General features: G+C 61.6%; 13 protein-coding genes. 5 read left to right on the forward strand and 8 right to left on the reverse strand.

The window, feature by feature from the left end:
- Positions 1-27 precede the first annotated feature (27 nt).
- From IPM84_25685 to IPM84_25700, 4 genes are all read right to left on the reverse strand, one after another.
- The gene (locus IPM84_25685; GenBank protein ID MBK9096087.1) at positions 28-1,308 is read right to left on the reverse strand and encodes a nucleotide sugar dehydrogenase; all 1,281 of its coding nucleotides are present in this window, start codon (positions 1,306-1,308) and stop codon (positions 28-30) included.
- The gene (locus IPM84_25690; GenBank protein ID MBK9096088.1) at positions 1,308-2,318 is read right to left on the reverse strand and encodes a GDP-mannose 4,6-dehydratase; all 1,011 of its coding nucleotides are present in this window, start codon (positions 2,316-2,318) and stop codon (positions 1,308-1,310) included. The genes IPM84_25685 and IPM84_25690 overlap by 1 nt, the downstream gene beginning before the upstream one ends.
- Positions 2,319-2,378: 60 nt before the next feature.
- Complete coding sequence (locus IPM84_25695; protein MBK9096089.1) at positions 2,379-3,011, reverse strand: hypothetical protein; 633 nt, start codon at positions 3,009-3,011, stop codon at positions 2,379-2,381.
- 136 nt (positions 3,012-3,147) lie between these two features.
- The gene (locus IPM84_25700) at positions 3,148-3,297 is read right to left on the reverse strand and encodes a hypothetical protein (GenBank protein MBK9096090.1); all 150 of its coding nucleotides are present in this window, start codon (positions 3,295-3,297) and stop codon (positions 3,148-3,150) included.
- Between the two features lie 314 nt (positions 3,298-3,611).
- Between IPM84_25700 and IPM84_25705 the strand changes: the two genes are divergently transcribed.
- Positions 3,612-3,962, forward strand: a complete 351-nt coding sequence (locus tag IPM84_25705; protein ID MBK9096091.1) for a MoaD/ThiS family protein — start codon at positions 3,612-3,614, stop codon at positions 3,960-3,962.
- A gap of 169 nt (positions 3,963-4,131) precedes the next feature.
- On the forward strand, positions 4,132-4,854 hold the full coding sequence (locus IPM84_25710; GenBank protein ID MBK9096092.1) for a DUF3307 domain-containing protein: 723 nt from the start codon (positions 4,132-4,134) through the stop codon (positions 4,852-4,854).
- A gap of 19 nt (positions 4,855-4,873) precedes the next feature.
- On the opposite strand, the gene glgA is transcribed toward IPM84_25710, so the two are convergent.
- Together glgA and IPM84_25720 are read right to left on the reverse strand one after the other, a co-directional pair.
- Complete coding sequence (gene glgA, locus IPM84_25715) at positions 4,874-6,349, reverse strand: glycogen synthase GlgA (GenBank protein MBK9096093.1); 1,476 nt, start codon at positions 6,347-6,349, stop codon at positions 4,874-4,876.
- A 128-nt stretch (positions 6,350-6,477) separates the two neighbouring features.
- A complete protein-coding gene (locus tag IPM84_25720; protein MBK9096094.1) occupies positions 6,478-6,921 on the reverse strand; it encodes a hotdog fold thioesterase in 444 nt (147 codons plus the stop codon).
- Between the two features lie 246 nt (positions 6,922-7,167).
- Here IPM84_25720 and IPM84_25725 point away from each other — a divergent pair, with 246 nt between their 5' ends.
- The 3 genes from IPM84_25725 to IPM84_25735 all read left to right on the forward strand — a co-directional run bounded on the left by IPM84_25725 (position 7,168) and on the right by IPM84_25735 (position 13,126).
- Complete coding sequence (locus tag IPM84_25725; GenBank protein ID MBK9096095.1) at positions 7,168-11,910, forward strand: carboxypeptidase regulatory-like domain-containing protein; 4,743 nt, start codon at positions 7,168-7,170, stop codon at positions 11,908-11,910.
- 227 nt (positions 11,911-12,137) lie between these two features.
- Positions 12,138-12,332 (forward strand): hypothetical protein, encoded by a 195-nt coding sequence (locus IPM84_25730; GenBank protein MBK9096096.1) that lies wholly within the window; start codon positions 12,138-12,140, stop codon positions 12,330-12,332.
- Between the two features lie 548 nt (positions 12,333-12,880).
- On the forward strand, positions 12,881-13,126 hold the full coding sequence (locus tag IPM84_25735; protein ID MBK9096097.1) for a hypothetical protein: 246 nt from the start codon (positions 12,881-12,883) through the stop codon (positions 13,124-13,126).
- A 238-nt stretch (positions 13,127-13,364) separates the two neighbouring features.
- On the opposite strand, the gene IPM84_25740 is transcribed toward IPM84_25735, so the two are convergent.
- Positions 13,365-14,114, reverse strand: a complete 750-nt coding sequence (locus tag IPM84_25740) for a sulfite exporter TauE/SafE family protein (protein MBK9096098.1) — start codon at positions 14,112-14,114, stop codon at positions 13,365-13,367.
- Between the two features lie 11 nt (positions 14,115-14,125).
- Positions 14,126-14,482, reverse strand: coding sequence for a rhodanese-like domain-containing protein (locus IPM84_25745; GenBank protein MBK9096099.1), 357 nt, complete (start codon positions 14,480-14,482; stop codon positions 14,126-14,128).
- Between the last annotated feature and the right edge of the window lie 81 nt (positions 14,483-14,563).

Consider the following 14,563-nt stretch of genomic DNA (forward strand, 5'->3'; position numbering starts at 1 on the left):
CGAGAATCTACTGGGCCGGCCGACTTCTCACGGCAGGGCGTGGCGCGTATCAATGACCAGCGCGGCGCGCCGGGTCACATCAGCCCAATCGTACATGGAATGATCGGTGGCAATCACCACGCAATCGGCTGTCTCCAGCGCCAACGCCAGGTCGGTCACCGATGTCAGGGCATGGCCGTTATGTCGAAACGAGGGGACATGGGGATCGTGGTAGCTCACGGCCGCGCCCTTCAGGCTCAGCAGTTCGACGATGTCCAGCGCCGGTGACTCGCGCACATCGTCAATGTCCTTCTTGTACGCCACGCCCAACACCAAGACCTTGCTGCCACGCACAGGCTTGCCCACATCATTCAGGGCATCCTGCACCTTGTTGACCCAATAGCGCGGCATTTCGCTGTTGATCTCGCCGGCCAATTGAATGAAGCGCGCATTGTAGTTGAGAGTCTTCAATTTCCATGACAAATAGTGCGGGTCAAGCGGGATACAGTGCCCGCCAACGCCCGGGCCAGGCGTGAATTTCATAAAGCCATAGGGCTTGGTGTTGGCGGCATCAATCACCTCCCACACATCAATGCCCAGCTTGTCGCACATGATGGCCGTTTCGTTGACCAGGGCGATGTTGACCGCGCGGAAGGTGTTTTCCAGTAGTTTGACCATCTCCGCGGTCTGTGTCGAAGAGACCGGCACAATCGTCTGGATGGCCTGGCGATACATCGCCACAGCCACTTCCAGGCAGCCAGCGGTCAGGCCGCCCACCACCTTGGGTGTGTTCTCGACCGTGTAGTCCTTGCGTCCGGGGTCAATGCGTTCTGGCGAAAAGGCGAGGAAGAAATCGGCGCCCGCACGCAGTCCGCCGGCCTCCAGCATAGGGCGCAGCAGTTCTTCGGTCGTACCCGGATAGGTGGTTGACTCCAGTGATACCAACATACCGGGATGAACATAGCGGGCCACCGATTCACCGGCCGCGATCAGGTAGCGCACATCCGGGTCGCGCGTCTTGCTCAGCGGCGTCGGCACGCAGATAATGGCCGCGTCGCAGGTGGACAGCGCACTGAAATCGGTTGTGGCTGACAGGGCGCCGCGTGCAACCGCCGCGGCCAGGCGGGTCGTAGCCACATCTTCCACATAGGACTCGCCGCCATTGATGGCCTTGACCTTGTTCTGGTCAACGTCAATGCCGATCACGGTGAAACCGGCCTCAACAAAGGCGACGGCCAACGGCAAACCGACATAGCCGAGGCCGATGATCGCAATGCTGGCGGATCGTGCATTGAATTTGGTCAGCAGGTGGGATTTGATCTCTGACATCATGCCCTTACTCTTTCGGAAATAGGCGCCTGGCGTCCCAGTGTGTCAGCCACGCGCCGGATCGTTTCAGGCAGAGGGATAGCGGGCGCCCAACCAGTCAGGGCGCGCAATTTACTCGTGTCGGGCACGCGGCGGCGCATGTCTTCAAAACCAGGGGCGTAGGCATCCGCGTAGGCGACAAATTGGATGCGCGGATCAGCGTCGGCGGGTGGAGCCTGCGGGAAAAGAACCTGCAGAATGAGGCGAGCCAGGTCGAGGATCGAAATCTCCTCGCTGCCGCCAATGTTGAAGACCTCCCCCGCGGTGTCAGGCCGGGCGGCCAGGGCCAGGGCGGCGCGCACCACGTCAGCCACATCGCAGAAGCAGCGGCTCTGTTGGCCGTCGCCATAGACAGTCAAAGGCTGCCCCGCCAGCGCCTGTGCGACCAGGCGCGGGATGACCATACCGTAGCGGCCAGTTTGCCGGGGGCCGATCGTGTTGAAAAAGCGCATGATCGTGACTGGCAACCCTTGCTCCTGGTAATAGGCCAGCCCCAGGAATTCATCCACCATCTTGCTGGCGGCATAGGCCCAGCGGCTCTTGTTGGTAGGGCCGAGGAGGACATCGTCGGCTTCGTTGAAGGGCACGCGGCTGCCTTTGCCATACACCTCCGAGGTCGAGGCGATCAACACGCGGGCACGATAGCGCGCGGCCGTGCGCAGAACCGCCTCGGTGCCCATGACATTGGTTTCGATGGTATGCACGGGCTGGCGCACAATCAGTTCCACGCCCACGGCCGCAGCCAGGTGAAAGACCAGGTCGCACTCGCTGGTCAGCCGATCGAGCACGATGTCGTTGGTGATCGAGTCAATGGCGAAATGGAAGGCCGGATGGCCGACAAGATGAGCGATATTCTCGAATCGGCCGGTTGACAGGTTATCCATGATCGTGACGCGATGGTCGGCAGCCAGCAGCGCCTCGGCCAGGTGACTGCCAATAAAACCGGCGCCACCGGTAATCAATACACGCACACAGCACCTCGTTTGTTGCAGAAGCCTGGGTTACGGTGCAGCACAGCCGACAGGTTGCGACTAGCCCTGACCAGCCCGGCTCAGCTCTTCATCATGATAGTGAATCTGGCGCCCTTTGCCACGCGTGCCTCGGCGCAGGCGTGTCTCTTCATGTTCGCGCGCGATCTCGATCAGATCGAGCGGGTCAATGTCATCGGGCGCCGCCAACTCCAACTCCTGCACCGGCACCTCAGCCGGCCGCGCCCAGCCCAAGAAGTTCAGCAGAATGTGAACCCGTTTCGCAGGCGTGGTGGGGCCTTCGAAGATGCCCATGAGACCTTGCAGCGCGCCCGAACGGATACGCACGCGATCACCCGGCTGGAAGGGATGCGTGGGCAACCCGCCCTCGGCCCAGATGAGGTCCACCCGCTCACGGATGGCCTCGATCACCTCGTCCCCCACGATAGCTGGACGCCGTTCCACGGTGACAATGCCGCGAATCCCTGGCGTCCAGGCAATGGTGCGGTAGCCGGTGACGTCAAAATCAATACGGGCAAACAAATAGCTCGGAAAATAGGGCTGAGTGGTGCGCCCCGGGCGAGGGTGCAGCGACTTGAGGGTCGGCAGATAGGTCTCGACAGGGTGTCGGGCGAGAATCTCGGCAACCAGGTATTCAGCGTTCGGCTTGACATGCAGCGCGTACCAGTTTAACAAAGGAACGCCCTCACCTAAGATGTGCAATCAAATTGCAGCATTAGTTTAACACAAACGGCCCTGCTTTCAAAAATGAACGTAGGGCCGTTGCTCATTTGGCGCTTTGTTGACCATTCGCTAGAATCAGCGCAGCGGGTCAGGCCAGGTGGCGACGTAGCCAGGCGACCGCGTAACTCAGCAGGGGACGGCTATCCTGGGGCGGGTCCGCCTCCTGTACGACGTCATCGTCAGGCAGAAATGTCCAGGCTAACAAAATAATAACAGCACTCAGAATCAGCCACGGCATGTTGTGTTTCCTCCTGGTATGATCAGTATCTCGTTGTCGCATGCAGAGGTGAAACGAGTATGAATTTCATGCGTCAGTTGCCTGACAGTTCTTTCATCTATGATGCTAAAGTATGAGGCCAAAGTTTTTCATGCTTTGGGCTTTTCGGGGACCGATTGTACTGCAAGCGGGCACGAATTGCGCCTGTTTCCTCAGGCGGAAAAGCGAAGTCTATTCCCGCTTGCAGTATATCACAACGAATAGCCGTGCGGGCTGGTTCCCTGCCTGGCGCCATGAACAGACGTAATTGGATTAAGGTTGAGTGAGTAACCGTTATGGAGATCAACATCAAACTGGGCGAACCCCTGTGGCGGGCTGTCGGTCAGCGCCGCGTGCAGATTGCGTGGTCGGACGATAGCCCGCCGACTATTGCCGACCTCCTGGCCTATCTGCAAGGCAACTATGCCGGTTTTGCACAGGCGCTGGCGACGGTGGATGGCATCACGCATGTCAACCCCTATCAGTTCTTCATTGACTCGCGTATTGTGACTGCGCAGGCTATCGGCTCGCGGCGCTTGCGAGCCGGGGAGACCGTGTATATTTTCCTGCCGGCGGCCGGCGGCTGGGACTGCGCACCGCTGCCGCGCAGCTTTTTGCTCATTCCACCCCTGTCCATTCCGGGATAAGCTTTCCGAACCGGGCTTTTCAAGGTAGGTTTTCTTGGCAAACACGGTACCCTTCGCATATTGAGCCGGAAACGGGTTGAGGTCATACTAGCGCCAGTGTCACTCGCGAGGTCGGCCTGTCTTGGGCAGACACGCCACACATGGGGTACACACGCAGGGCATCGGACGTATGATCATCTTCCTACGTTTACTATTGGGTCATCTGGTTGGCGATTTTGCGCTTCAGACCGGCAAAGTTGCCCGTGGCAAGTTGGGCGGCTGGCGCGGACTTCTGATCCACGCCGGGCTGGTGACGTTTTCCATGCTCTGCTTTGGCGCCGGCGCGTTTGCCGGATGGCTTCCGTGCATACTGGCACTCGGCGTCGCCCATCTTTTGATTGACAGCGTGCGCACGTTCCTCGTTCGCGGCTTGCCCCCGCAGCGAGGGCTGCTCTATCTCGCCGCCGACCAAACAGCGCACATCCTGACCCTGCTGGCTACCACTGTCTGGGGCGCGCAGGTGCCGTGGCACGACTTGTGGCGACCGCCGCAGTTTGCGCTCAATGTTTCGGAAGGTCAACTGCTGGGGCTGTCTTGCCTGATCTTGCTGGTGTGGGTCGAGCCGGTCGTGGAGATGGAAATCCTGCGCGCCATGACGGTCGGCATACCAGCCGTCAGGCCAACCATTCACCCTGTGGATCGCATCCTCGGCGCGCTCGAACGTCTGCTTTTGCTGAATCTGCTGCTGATTGGTTTCGTTGGCCTGGCGCCCCTGGTGCTCGTCCCGCGCCTGGTCATTTATCGAACGCTGGGCAACCTGCGCCAGGAGCCATTGTTCAGTTTAGCCCTCATTCGCGCCAGCACCAGCGCCCTCTTCGTTGTTGCCATGACGTTCTGCCTCTATCTGCTCTAACACGCCAAAGCATCAATCGTCACGCCTGTCGGTTGCGCAGCGCCTTGTCATACAGATTTTCGTAGGCGTGGGCGCTCTTCTCCCAGGAATAGTCCTGCGCCATCGCCTGTTGGATCATCTGGTTGAGGTGATGCTTGCGATCGTAATAGGTGCTGACGGCCCAACCGACCGTGTCGAAAATGGCGCGTGGGGTTGGCTGCCAGAATTTGAAGCCGGTGCCCGTGCCGGTGGCTTCGTTGTACTGCTCGACGGTGTCGTCGAGGCCGCCGGTGGCGCGCACGATGGGCAGCGTGCCATACTTCAGCGAATAGATTTGATTCAGGCCGCACGGCTCGAACAGCGATGGCATGATGAAAAAGTCGGCGCCGGCCTCGATCAAGTGGGCGGCGGGGTTGCTGTAGCCGATGTAGGCGCCGATGCGGCCAGGATGGCGCGCCGCGGCCGAGCGGAAAAAGGCTTCCAGGCCAGGGTCGCCCGAACCGAGAATGGCGAACTGAACTTGCATCGAGGAGACGATGTCCTCGATGGCCTGCGCCAACAAATCAAGCCCCTTCTGCGCCGCCAGACGACTGACGACACCCACAATCGGCACGTACGAGTTGACTTCCAGGCCCATCTGACGCTGCAGCTCAGCCTTGCACGCGGCTTTGCCCGACAGGTCGTGCGGCCAGAAGTGCGCGGGAATCAGCGTGTCCACGGCCGGGTTCCATTCGGTGTAGTCCACGCCGTTGAGGATGCCCACATAGTTGTCGCCGCGGCCGTTGAGGTAGAGCGCCATGCCATGCGAGAGCGCGGGCGTGCGCGTCTCCCGCGCATAGGTGGGGCTGACCGTGTTGACCACGTCTGCGTATTGAATGCCGCCCTTGAGGAAGTTGACGCGGCCATGGTCTTCGAGCTTGTCGGCGGTGAAATTGCCCCGCTGCAAGCCCAGGTAGTCATAACAACTGGCGTCATAGTTGCCCTGGTAGGCGACATTGTGAATCGTCAGGACACTGGCCGCGCCGCTCAAGATGGGATCGTTCCAGTGCCAGATCTTGAGAAAGGCCGGGGCCAGGGCCGTGTGCCAGTCGTGACAATGCACGATGTCCGGCTTGAAGTCGAGTTCAACGCACAACTGCAAAGCGGCCCGCGTGAGGAAGCCAAAACGGAAGGGATTGTCCAGGTAATCGTTGTAGTTAGCATCGTGATAGAGGCCAGGACGATCAAAGTAGCGCGTGAAATCCACAAAAAAGGTCGGTACACCGTCATTACTGGCGGTATAAATGCTGCACCACTCCTGCGTGTTGCCCATCCAGACCCCCATTGGGCTGAGGAAGGGGCGCAGGCCAAATTTTTGCTCGTCAATGCTGCTGTATTTGGGCATCACCACGATGACCTCGTGCCCCAACGCACGTAACGCCTTCGGCAAGGCGCCGGCGACATCCGCCAGGCCGCCCGTCTTGGCGTAGGGAACACATTCAGCGGCGATCATCACAATTTTCAGTTGAGACGGCATGAAAAAAAGTCCTTTCACGAACAGGGTTGTTGGCCGGAGGAAGCCAAAATTGTAGCACGGCCAAGAGAGGCGAGCAATTCGCCCAATCAGGAAATTCCGTAGCGCCGAACGAGTTCGGCGCCGGCAGGTCAGCCGCCGCCGCTCGCGCGCTCACGATTGAGCACCGCCAGCGTGAGCCGCGCAATGCAAACCGGTTGATCCTGCTCATTGCTGATGCGAATATCCCAGATGTGCGTCGTGACCCCGATGTGCAGCGGACGCGCAACCCCAATCACAAAGCCGCTGCGCGTGGGGCGGACGTGGTTGGCGTTGATCTCCAAACCCACGACCATCTTCTGGCGCGGGTCAATGCACAGGGTGCCCGCCACGCTGCCCAGCGTCTCAGCCAGCGTCACGTTAGCGCCGCCGTGCAAGATGCCGGCCGGCTGCACAGTGCGCTCATCCACCGGCATACGTGCCTTGAGATAGTCGTCACCCACTTCCAGGAACTCGATACCGATGTGCTGTGACATCGTGCGCGTGGATAGCGCGTTGAGGGCGTCCGGCGTGGCCGGTGTAAGCCAGATGGGCATCATTGTACTCCTCGGTCGGTCAGGCTGGCGGGCGTTGCTTTCCGTTGTACCTACGCATGCGCCAAGCATACCGCAGATGACGCCGCCGGGCAAATGCTGGCGGAACGCTGGCGCTTGGTGCGCCCGCCAGGTGTCTTGACATTCCACCGGTTCGCCCATACAATTCATGTGTCAACCTGCTGCTCCGCACCACGACCCTCGTGCCTCAAACGACGGGTACCCACGCAGGTTGTCAAGGAGCATCCTATGTCACATCGGTTTCGCACGCACCCTGTTATGCCTGCACCTCGACCGTTGAGTAGCCGGCACACGCACCTGTCATTGATCTGGCTGACACTCTGCCTCCTGATGGCCCTGCTGCTCAGCATGACCCCCACCGCCACACAAGCCGATCAGGCGCCGGCCAACCGTGCGCCCTCACCCGGTGCGCCGCCGCCGGAAATCGCCCTCTCGGTCAAGAATGACACCTCAGCCCCATTGCGTCAACTGGCGTCGGTGTCGCAGACCGAGCACAAGATCGTCGCCCAACCCTTACTCCCCCTCCCCAAGGGCCAGGCTGGCGCCAAGACCCGTGTGTTCACGACCGATGCCGCCCTCCAAATCGCCCCGGTCGGCGCCGAGCGGCTGCCAGGCCCCCTGCGCAGTTTCGAGGGCATTGGCAATGTGGACAGGCTGCTGCCGCCTGACACCAACGGCGATGTCGGCCCCAACCACTACGTGCAGTTCGTCAACATTTCGTTTGCCGTCTTCAGCAAGAACGGCGACCTGCTCTTTGGCCCCGTCAATGAGGCCACCCTCTTCGCGGGCTTTGGCACCGGCTGCGAACAGTACGACAGCGGCGATCCGATTGCCCTCTACGATCATCTGGCCGACCGCTGGCTGCTCAGTTACATGGCTTGGCCCAATGCCCTGCCGGGCGATGTCTACCAGTGTATTGCCATTTCTCAGAGCGGCGATCCCCTGGGCGCCTGGCACCGCTATGCCTTTCTCGTCAAACGTGACAAGTTCAACGACTACCCCAAGCTCGGCGTCTGGCCGGATGCCTACTACATGACGGCCAATCTTTTCACCAACATCAGCTTTGCCGGCGCCGGCGTCTGGGCGTTCGAGCGCCTGCAAATGCTGCAAGGGCTGCCCGCGCGCCTGGTACACTTCGATCTCGCCAGCGTCAACCCCGACTTTGGCGGCATCCTGCCGGCGGACCTGGACGGCCCGCCGCCGCCCGCAGGCGCCCCTGGCTATTTCGCCGAAGTGGACGACGCAGGCTGGATCGGTCCGCAGGATGCCCTGCGCCTGTGGGAGTTTCATGTGGATTGGACCGCACCCAGCAGTTCCACCTTTGGCCAGGCCGGCCAGCCGAATCTGATTCTGCCGACCGCGGCCTGGACGCCCCTGCCGTGCGTCGGCGTCACGCGTAACTGCATTCCGCAGCCAGGCGCGGGGGACGACGCCTACCTGGATGCCATTGGCGACCGCTTGATGCACCGCCTGGTCTACCGCAATTTCGGCGATCATGCCACGCTGCTCGCCAATCATACCGTGGACGCCGGCAATGGCCGCGCCGGCATCCGCTGGTACGAACTGCGCCGCACGGCAAGCGCCTGGGAAATCTATCAACAGGGCACTTATGCTGGCGATTGGTCGGGCAGCACAGCCCACCGCTGGATGGCGAGCATGGCCATGGACGGCCAGGGCAACCTGGCCATCGGCTACACCGCGTCCAGCCCCACGGTCTATCCGTCCGTGCGCTACATTGGTCGCCGCGCCGAAGATCCGCTGAACACGCTGCCGCGCTTGGAAACCTCCTTCATGGAAGGCGGCGGGTCTCAGGCCTCCGAATCCTCACGCTGGGGCGATTACAGCATGATGTCCGTGGACCCGACCGATGATTGCACCCTCTGGTACACCAGTGAATACTACCCGGCAACCACCGGCTATGAGTGGCACACGCGCATCGGCGCCTTCCAGTTTGCCGACTGTCCCAGCGCGCCGCATGGCAGCCTGTCCGGCGTTGTGACCGATGCCGAAACCGCGCAGCCACTCAGCGGCGCCCTGGTCAACCTCAGTGGGTATATCGCTTTCAGTGATGCCGCTGGTCAATATCAGTTTGTCGCCCTGCCGGCTGGCAGCTACACCTTGCAGGCTTCGGCCTACGGCCACGCCAACGGCACAGCACCAGTGACGATTAGCGATGGCGCCACCACCACGCAGGACATTGCCCTCACCCCGCTGCCCGCGACCATCGTCTCCGGCCATGTCACCGATGCGTCCCTGCGCGAGGGTCAGCCGCTCTACGCGCGCCTGCAGTTCTCGACGCCTGGCTACACCCGCACCGTCTACAGCAATCCGCAAACCGGCGCGTACCAGGTCAACCTGCTGCGCGGGGCCGCTTACCAGGTGGTGGTCACCGCCGTCGGCAACGGCTATCAAACGGCCACGCGCACCATCACCCCCACCGTGGCCAGCGTCACGCAGGACTTTGCCTTGCCGGTGGACGCCACGTGCAGCGCATTGGGCTACGGTCGCAGCCTTGTCTATTCCGAGGATTTCGAAGACGACGACGGCGGTTACACCACCCAGGGCGCCACCTCTTGGGCCTGGGGTCAACCCAACAGCGGCCCCGGCCGCGCGCATTCAGGGCTTAAGGTGTGGGCCACCAATCCGAACGGCGCCTATCTCAACGGCGAAGATGGCTACGTCGTCTCGCCAGACATTGACCTGAGCGCATACGCCGGCTCAGCCCTCTTCATTTCCTGGTGGCAATACCTGCAGTCCGAACGCGGCTATGACTTTGCCCGCGTCGCGGTCAGTAACGACGGCGGCATCACGTGGAGCAAGGTGTACGGCGAGGTGTCTGGCAACGTGGATCTGGCCTGGGCCGAACATTTTGTGAGCCTGGGCGCCGACTATGCCGTGCGCAACTTCCGCATCCGTTTCATCTTCCGCACGGATTACTCGGTTGTCGGTCCTGGCTGGTACATGGATGATGTGGGCATCGAAGTTGTCCCACTGCCCCCAACGACCACCGTCTACACCCAGAACTTCGAGACCAATGATGGCGGTTTTATCAAGACCTCCGTGCGTGGCGCCAGCAGTTGGGCCTGGGGTACGCCGACCAACGGCCCAGGTCGGGCGCACTCCGGCAGCAAGGTCTGGGCTACCAGCCTGGCCGGCAACTACACCGATCGCGAGGATGGCTTCATCGTCTCGCCGCCGCTTGATCTCTCCAGCCTGGCCGGTCGTTCCGCGCGGATCACCTGGTGGCAATGGCTGTTGACCGAACCCTCTTCTGACTTCGCAGCCCTGGGCGTCAGCAAGGACAACGGGGTCACCTGGACGCGCGCCTATGGGCCGGTCAGCGGCAGCATTGACGTGATAGAATGGGGCAAGGTCTCGGTGGATCTCGATCCCTCCTTCGACGTGTCCAATTTCCGTTTCCGCTTCCGCCTTTGGACTGATAGTTCCGCTATCCTGCCTGGCTGGTACGTGGACGATGTCTCGATCCAAAATGCCCCGCTCGCGCCGTCGCGGCCGTGTTTGTCCCTGCCCGGCAGCCCCATGACCGGCATCGCGCGTGACGCCAACACCAACGCCGGCATCATCGGCGCCACCGTACGCAATGAAACCACCGGCGTGGCCGTCAGCACACTATCAACACCCGATGATCCTCTGCTGGAGGATGGCTTCTACACCCTGTTTGCTGCGCCCGGACAGACCTGTTTCCTGGCGACAGCCACCGACGCCTATGGCAGCGACCGCGTCTGCCTGGACATCCCCGATGGCGCGGTGCTGGCGCAAGACTTCCACCTGCCTGCGGGCATGCTGCAGGTTGTGCCCCCGGCGGTCAACGTTGGGGTCGCGGCCGGCGCACCGCTTTCGTTCACCCTGACCCTGAGCAACACCGGCGCCCTGAGCCTGACGTTCGAACTGCTGCCCATCAACCTCCCGCCGCCGACGGCGCCTGCAGCCGAGAATGCGCGCCCGACCGTGCGCCCCGCGGCTCCTGTCAACACGCGGCCTAACAACGACCCCACCCGCGCCGCGCTGGCGTCCGGGCCACCGCCAGACGTGCCCATCCTGGCCGGAGGCCGTATCATCAGCAGTTGGCCGACGCAGCTCCCCTACGCGTGGGGTGTTGGCTTCGACACCACAGCCAACGACCTTTGGCTGAGCAACATCGGCAGTGTGGGGGGAGATGATCGCGATTACCGTTTCCTGCCCGCAGGCACTCCCACAACCGACAGCATTGACGTCTCGAGTTGGGTCGGGTCGTTTGCCGCCGACATGGCATTCGACGTGCTGACGAACCGCCTGTGGCAGGTCAATGTGGGCGGCGACAACTGCCTGCACGAGCTTGATCCCGCAACCAAGATCAGCACGGGCCGCCGCATCTGCCCCGCGTTTGCGGCCTCGCAGCGCGGGCTTGCCTACGACCCCATCGCCGACGCCTATTACGTGGGTAGCTGGAACGATCGCAGCCTGTATGTGGTGGCGCCCGATGGTCGGATTCTACGTTCGATCTACACCGAGCTTGACACATCGGGCCTGGCCTTCAATCCACTCACGGGGCACCTCTTTGTCATGACCAACGCCGACAGCGGGCTGGACGTCTATGTGATGGATGTGGCCGCCGACTTCGCCGTGATCGGTGGTTTCAACGTATCCAGCTTCGCTCAGTTCACCCAGGCCGGCCTGGACATGGATTGCAGCGGGCATCTGTGGGCCGTCAACCAGAGTACGCAGCGTGTCTACGAAATCGAATCGGGCGAAACCGATGCCTGCAGTTGGATGCAAATCCCCTGGCTGACCACGTCGGTGCTGAGCGGAACCCTGGCCGCGGCCAGCAGCCAGGCAGTCGTACTGACCTTCGACACCAACCTGGCGCCGGGCACGTACCAGGCTCAACTGCGCGTGCGCACCAACACCCCGTACGACGCCAACACCGTCCCGATCACCCTGACCATTTTGGAAGCGGCCTCACGCGAGTGAGCACTCCCCTCCCCTTGCGCAGGCTGGCTGCCCCCCACAGCGCCGGGCAAGCCGACAACGCCCGCCGCGGCGCAAGCTCCTTACCCGGCGGGCCTGCGCAAGGTTGGGCGATTCTTCGGCCGCCCCGTGAATGAATTCACGGTCTGATACACCGAAACCTGCTAAAGCAGGTTGGTGTTGGGTGCGACGACTCAATTCGTGTAATTCGTGGCAGCAGCCTGGCGCGGATGCCGTGCGCCTCTGAGGTCGTCATCTCGGCGCAGCCCTGCGAGGGGGACGTGGAATCCCCTTGCGCAGGCTGGCTGCCGCTCGAATCGCCGGGCAAGCCGACAACGCCCGCCGCGGCGCAAGCCCCTTACCCGGCGAGCCTGCGCAAGGTTGGGCGATTCTTCGGCCGCCCCGTGAATGAATTCACGGTCTGATACACCGAAACCTGCTCAAGCAGGTTGGTGTTGGGTGCGACGACTCAATTCGTGTAATTCGTGGCAGCAGCCTGGCGCGGATGCCGTGCGCCTCTGAGGTCGTCATCTCGTCGCGGCCCTGCGAGGGGGACGTGGAATCCCCTTGCGCAGGCTGGCTGCCCCCCACAGCGCCGGGCAAGCCGACAACGCCCGCCGCGGCGCAAGCTCCTTACCCGGCGGGCCTGCGCAAGGTTGGGCGATTCTTCGGCAGCCCCGTGAATGAATTCACGGTCTGATACACCGAAACCTGCTAAAGCAGGTTGGTGTTGGGTGCGACGACTCAATTCGTGTAATTCGTGGCAGCAGCCTGTCACAGCGTTGCGTGCCTCTGAGGTCGTCATCTCGTCGCGGTCACGGTCATGTCATGTTCCGTTCCAGATCCACCAGGCGAATGGATTGTGATCGAGACAGACAAAATCCCGGATCAGATGACAATCCATTTCCGATGGTGTATAATAGCTGCATCAAATACCATAGACCATGAATGCCAAATTGAGAGGTGAAGTCTGATGACAATGCGCACCATGGAATTGACTCTGAATGAGGTCTTGTTTCAACGATTGGAACGAGCCGCACGTCCTGCCGGGCTTTCGGTCTCTGAGTTGGTCCTGCAACTATTGAAACGATGGTTCGGCGAAATAACGGTTGCCGAATTGGAGCAACAAGAAATCACAGCATACCAGCGGATGCCGGTGGTCGCCGATGAATTTGATGTCTGGGAAAGTGAACAAAGAAGAAAATCGGTCGGCTCTTGATAACGCTTTCCGAAGAGAAGATGCGAAAAGTTGGCCCTGCGCTCTGCTTTGCTCTCGGTGTTGATCTAGACGCGTTATTTGGCGATTACATTGTTGGGCGATAGCAATTACTCGCAGATCATTGCGTACAGATAAAGTGAAGCCAAGAAAATGGGGGATCAGACCTTTGACAGAGAGATGGGGCTTTTCGGCAAATTGAAAACGCTCATATCGTAAGCAATGCCCAACAAGCCCCCGCTCAAACCTTCGGCACATTATCAACTAAAAGAAATATCGCCAACACGATGACAAAGCCGCCAAAGAGGCGGCGCAGATGCGTTGCGGGCAGGCGGCCGGCCAGGCGTGCGCCGGTGAATGCGCCCACCAATCCCGCCGCAGCGAAGATGGTCGTGAGCGACAGCAGCGCGGTCAAGTCAGAAGCGCCGCCGCTGATGTGTCCCAAGAAGCCGGCCAGGCTGTTCATAGCAATGACGAGCAGCGAGGTGCCGACCGCCTGCGCCATCGGCAGCCCAACCAGGATCACCAATGCGGGCACGATCAAGAAGCCGCCGCCGACGCCCAGGATGCCGGTCAACACGCCCACGCCCGCGCCGCCGGCGATAACCGTCAGCCAGCCGCGCGGCGCCGCGGCGTCTGCCCGTTGTGCCGGCGGCGCCAACATCAACCCGCCGATGATCAGCATCAGCAGGGCAAACGCCACGAGCAGGAGCGCAGGGCTGAAACGTTTCGAGAGGCCCGCGGCCAGGAAGGACGCGGCCATGCCGGCGCCGCCGAAGAGCAGGGCCACGCGCCAGTTGAGCGTGCCCTGCGCGCGATGAAACAGCGCGGCCAGCGCGCTGGTCGCCCCCACAATCGCCAACGATGTGGTGATCGCGACCTGCGGCGTCTGGCCAACCAGGTAAACCAGCGCCGGCACGGTCAAGATAGAGCCGCCGCCGCCCAAAAGTCCGAGCGAAAGGCCGATCACGAAGCCGAGCGCCAGGTCCAACGGCAGGCTATTCACTTGGCCGCGCCCTTCTTCACCGGCAGGCCAGCCTGTTCCCAGGCAATCATGCCGCCGCTCAGGTTGACGGCCTTGAAACCCTGGGCAAGGAGCTGCTGCGTGGCGCTGCGGCTGCGGTTGCCGGAGCGGCAGACGCACAGGATTTCGCGTTCGCGCGGCAGATCCTTGAGGCGCTGGCTCAATTCGCCCAGTGGGATCAGCATGGCGCCGGCAATGTGACCGAGTCTGTACTCCTCGGGCTGGCGCACATCGAGAATGAACGGGGCGGGCTGAGTGCGCAAACGCTGACCCGCCTCGCTCGCGCTAATCGCCGCAATCGAGCCGCCGCCCAAGAGTCGCCTGAAAAAATCCATCGTGTTGTCCCTCATCTATTTACTGGATTGTCGCACACTCCCGTGTTGGATGAAACCACAGGCAAAAGGTTACACAGCAAT

Source organism: Candidatus Amarolinea dominans, assembly GCA_016719785.1.
Lineage (GTDB): Bacteria > Chloroflexota > Anaerolineae > SSC4 > Amarolineaceae > Amarolinea > Amarolinea dominans.

Bases quoted from the DNA above. Each gene is read 5' to 3' on its own strand.
- IPM84_25735 (MBK9096097.1), top strand. From the start codon at position 12,881: ATGACAATGCGCACCATGGAATTGACTCTGAATGAGGTCTTGTTTCAA.
- IPM84_25730 (MBK9096096.1), top strand. From the start codon at position 12,138: ATGCCGTGCGCCTCTGAGGTCGTCATCTCGGCGCAGCCCTGCGAGGGG.
- IPM84_25705 (MBK9096091.1), top strand. From the start codon at position 3,612: ATGGAGATCAACATCAAACTGGGCGAACCCCTGTGGCGGGCTGTCGGT.
- IPM84_25720 (MBK9096094.1), bottom strand. From the start codon at position 6,921: ATGCCCATCTGGCTTACACCGGCCACGCCGGACGCCCTCAACGCGCTA.
- IPM84_25710 (MBK9096092.1), top strand. From the start codon at position 4,132: ATGATCATCTTCCTACGTTTACTATTGGGTCATCTGGTTGGCGATTTT.
- IPM84_25685 (MBK9096087.1), bottom strand. From the start codon at position 1,308: ATGTCAGAGATCAAATCCCACCTGCTGACCAAATTCAATGCACGATCC.
- IPM84_25745 (MBK9096099.1), bottom strand. From the start codon at position 14,482: ATGGATTTTTTCAGGCGACTCTTGGGCGGCGGCTCGATTGCGGCGATT.
- IPM84_25725 (MBK9096095.1), top strand. From the start codon at position 7,168: ATGTCACATCGGTTTCGCACGCACCCTGTTATGCCTGCACCTCGACCG.
- glgA (MBK9096093.1), bottom strand. From the start codon at position 6,349: ATGCCGTCTCAACTGAAAATTGTGATGATCGCCGCTGAATGTGTTCCC.
- IPM84_25700 (MBK9096090.1), bottom strand. From the start codon at position 3,297: ATGCCGTGGCTGATTCTGAGTGCTGTTATTATTTTGTTAGCCTGGACA.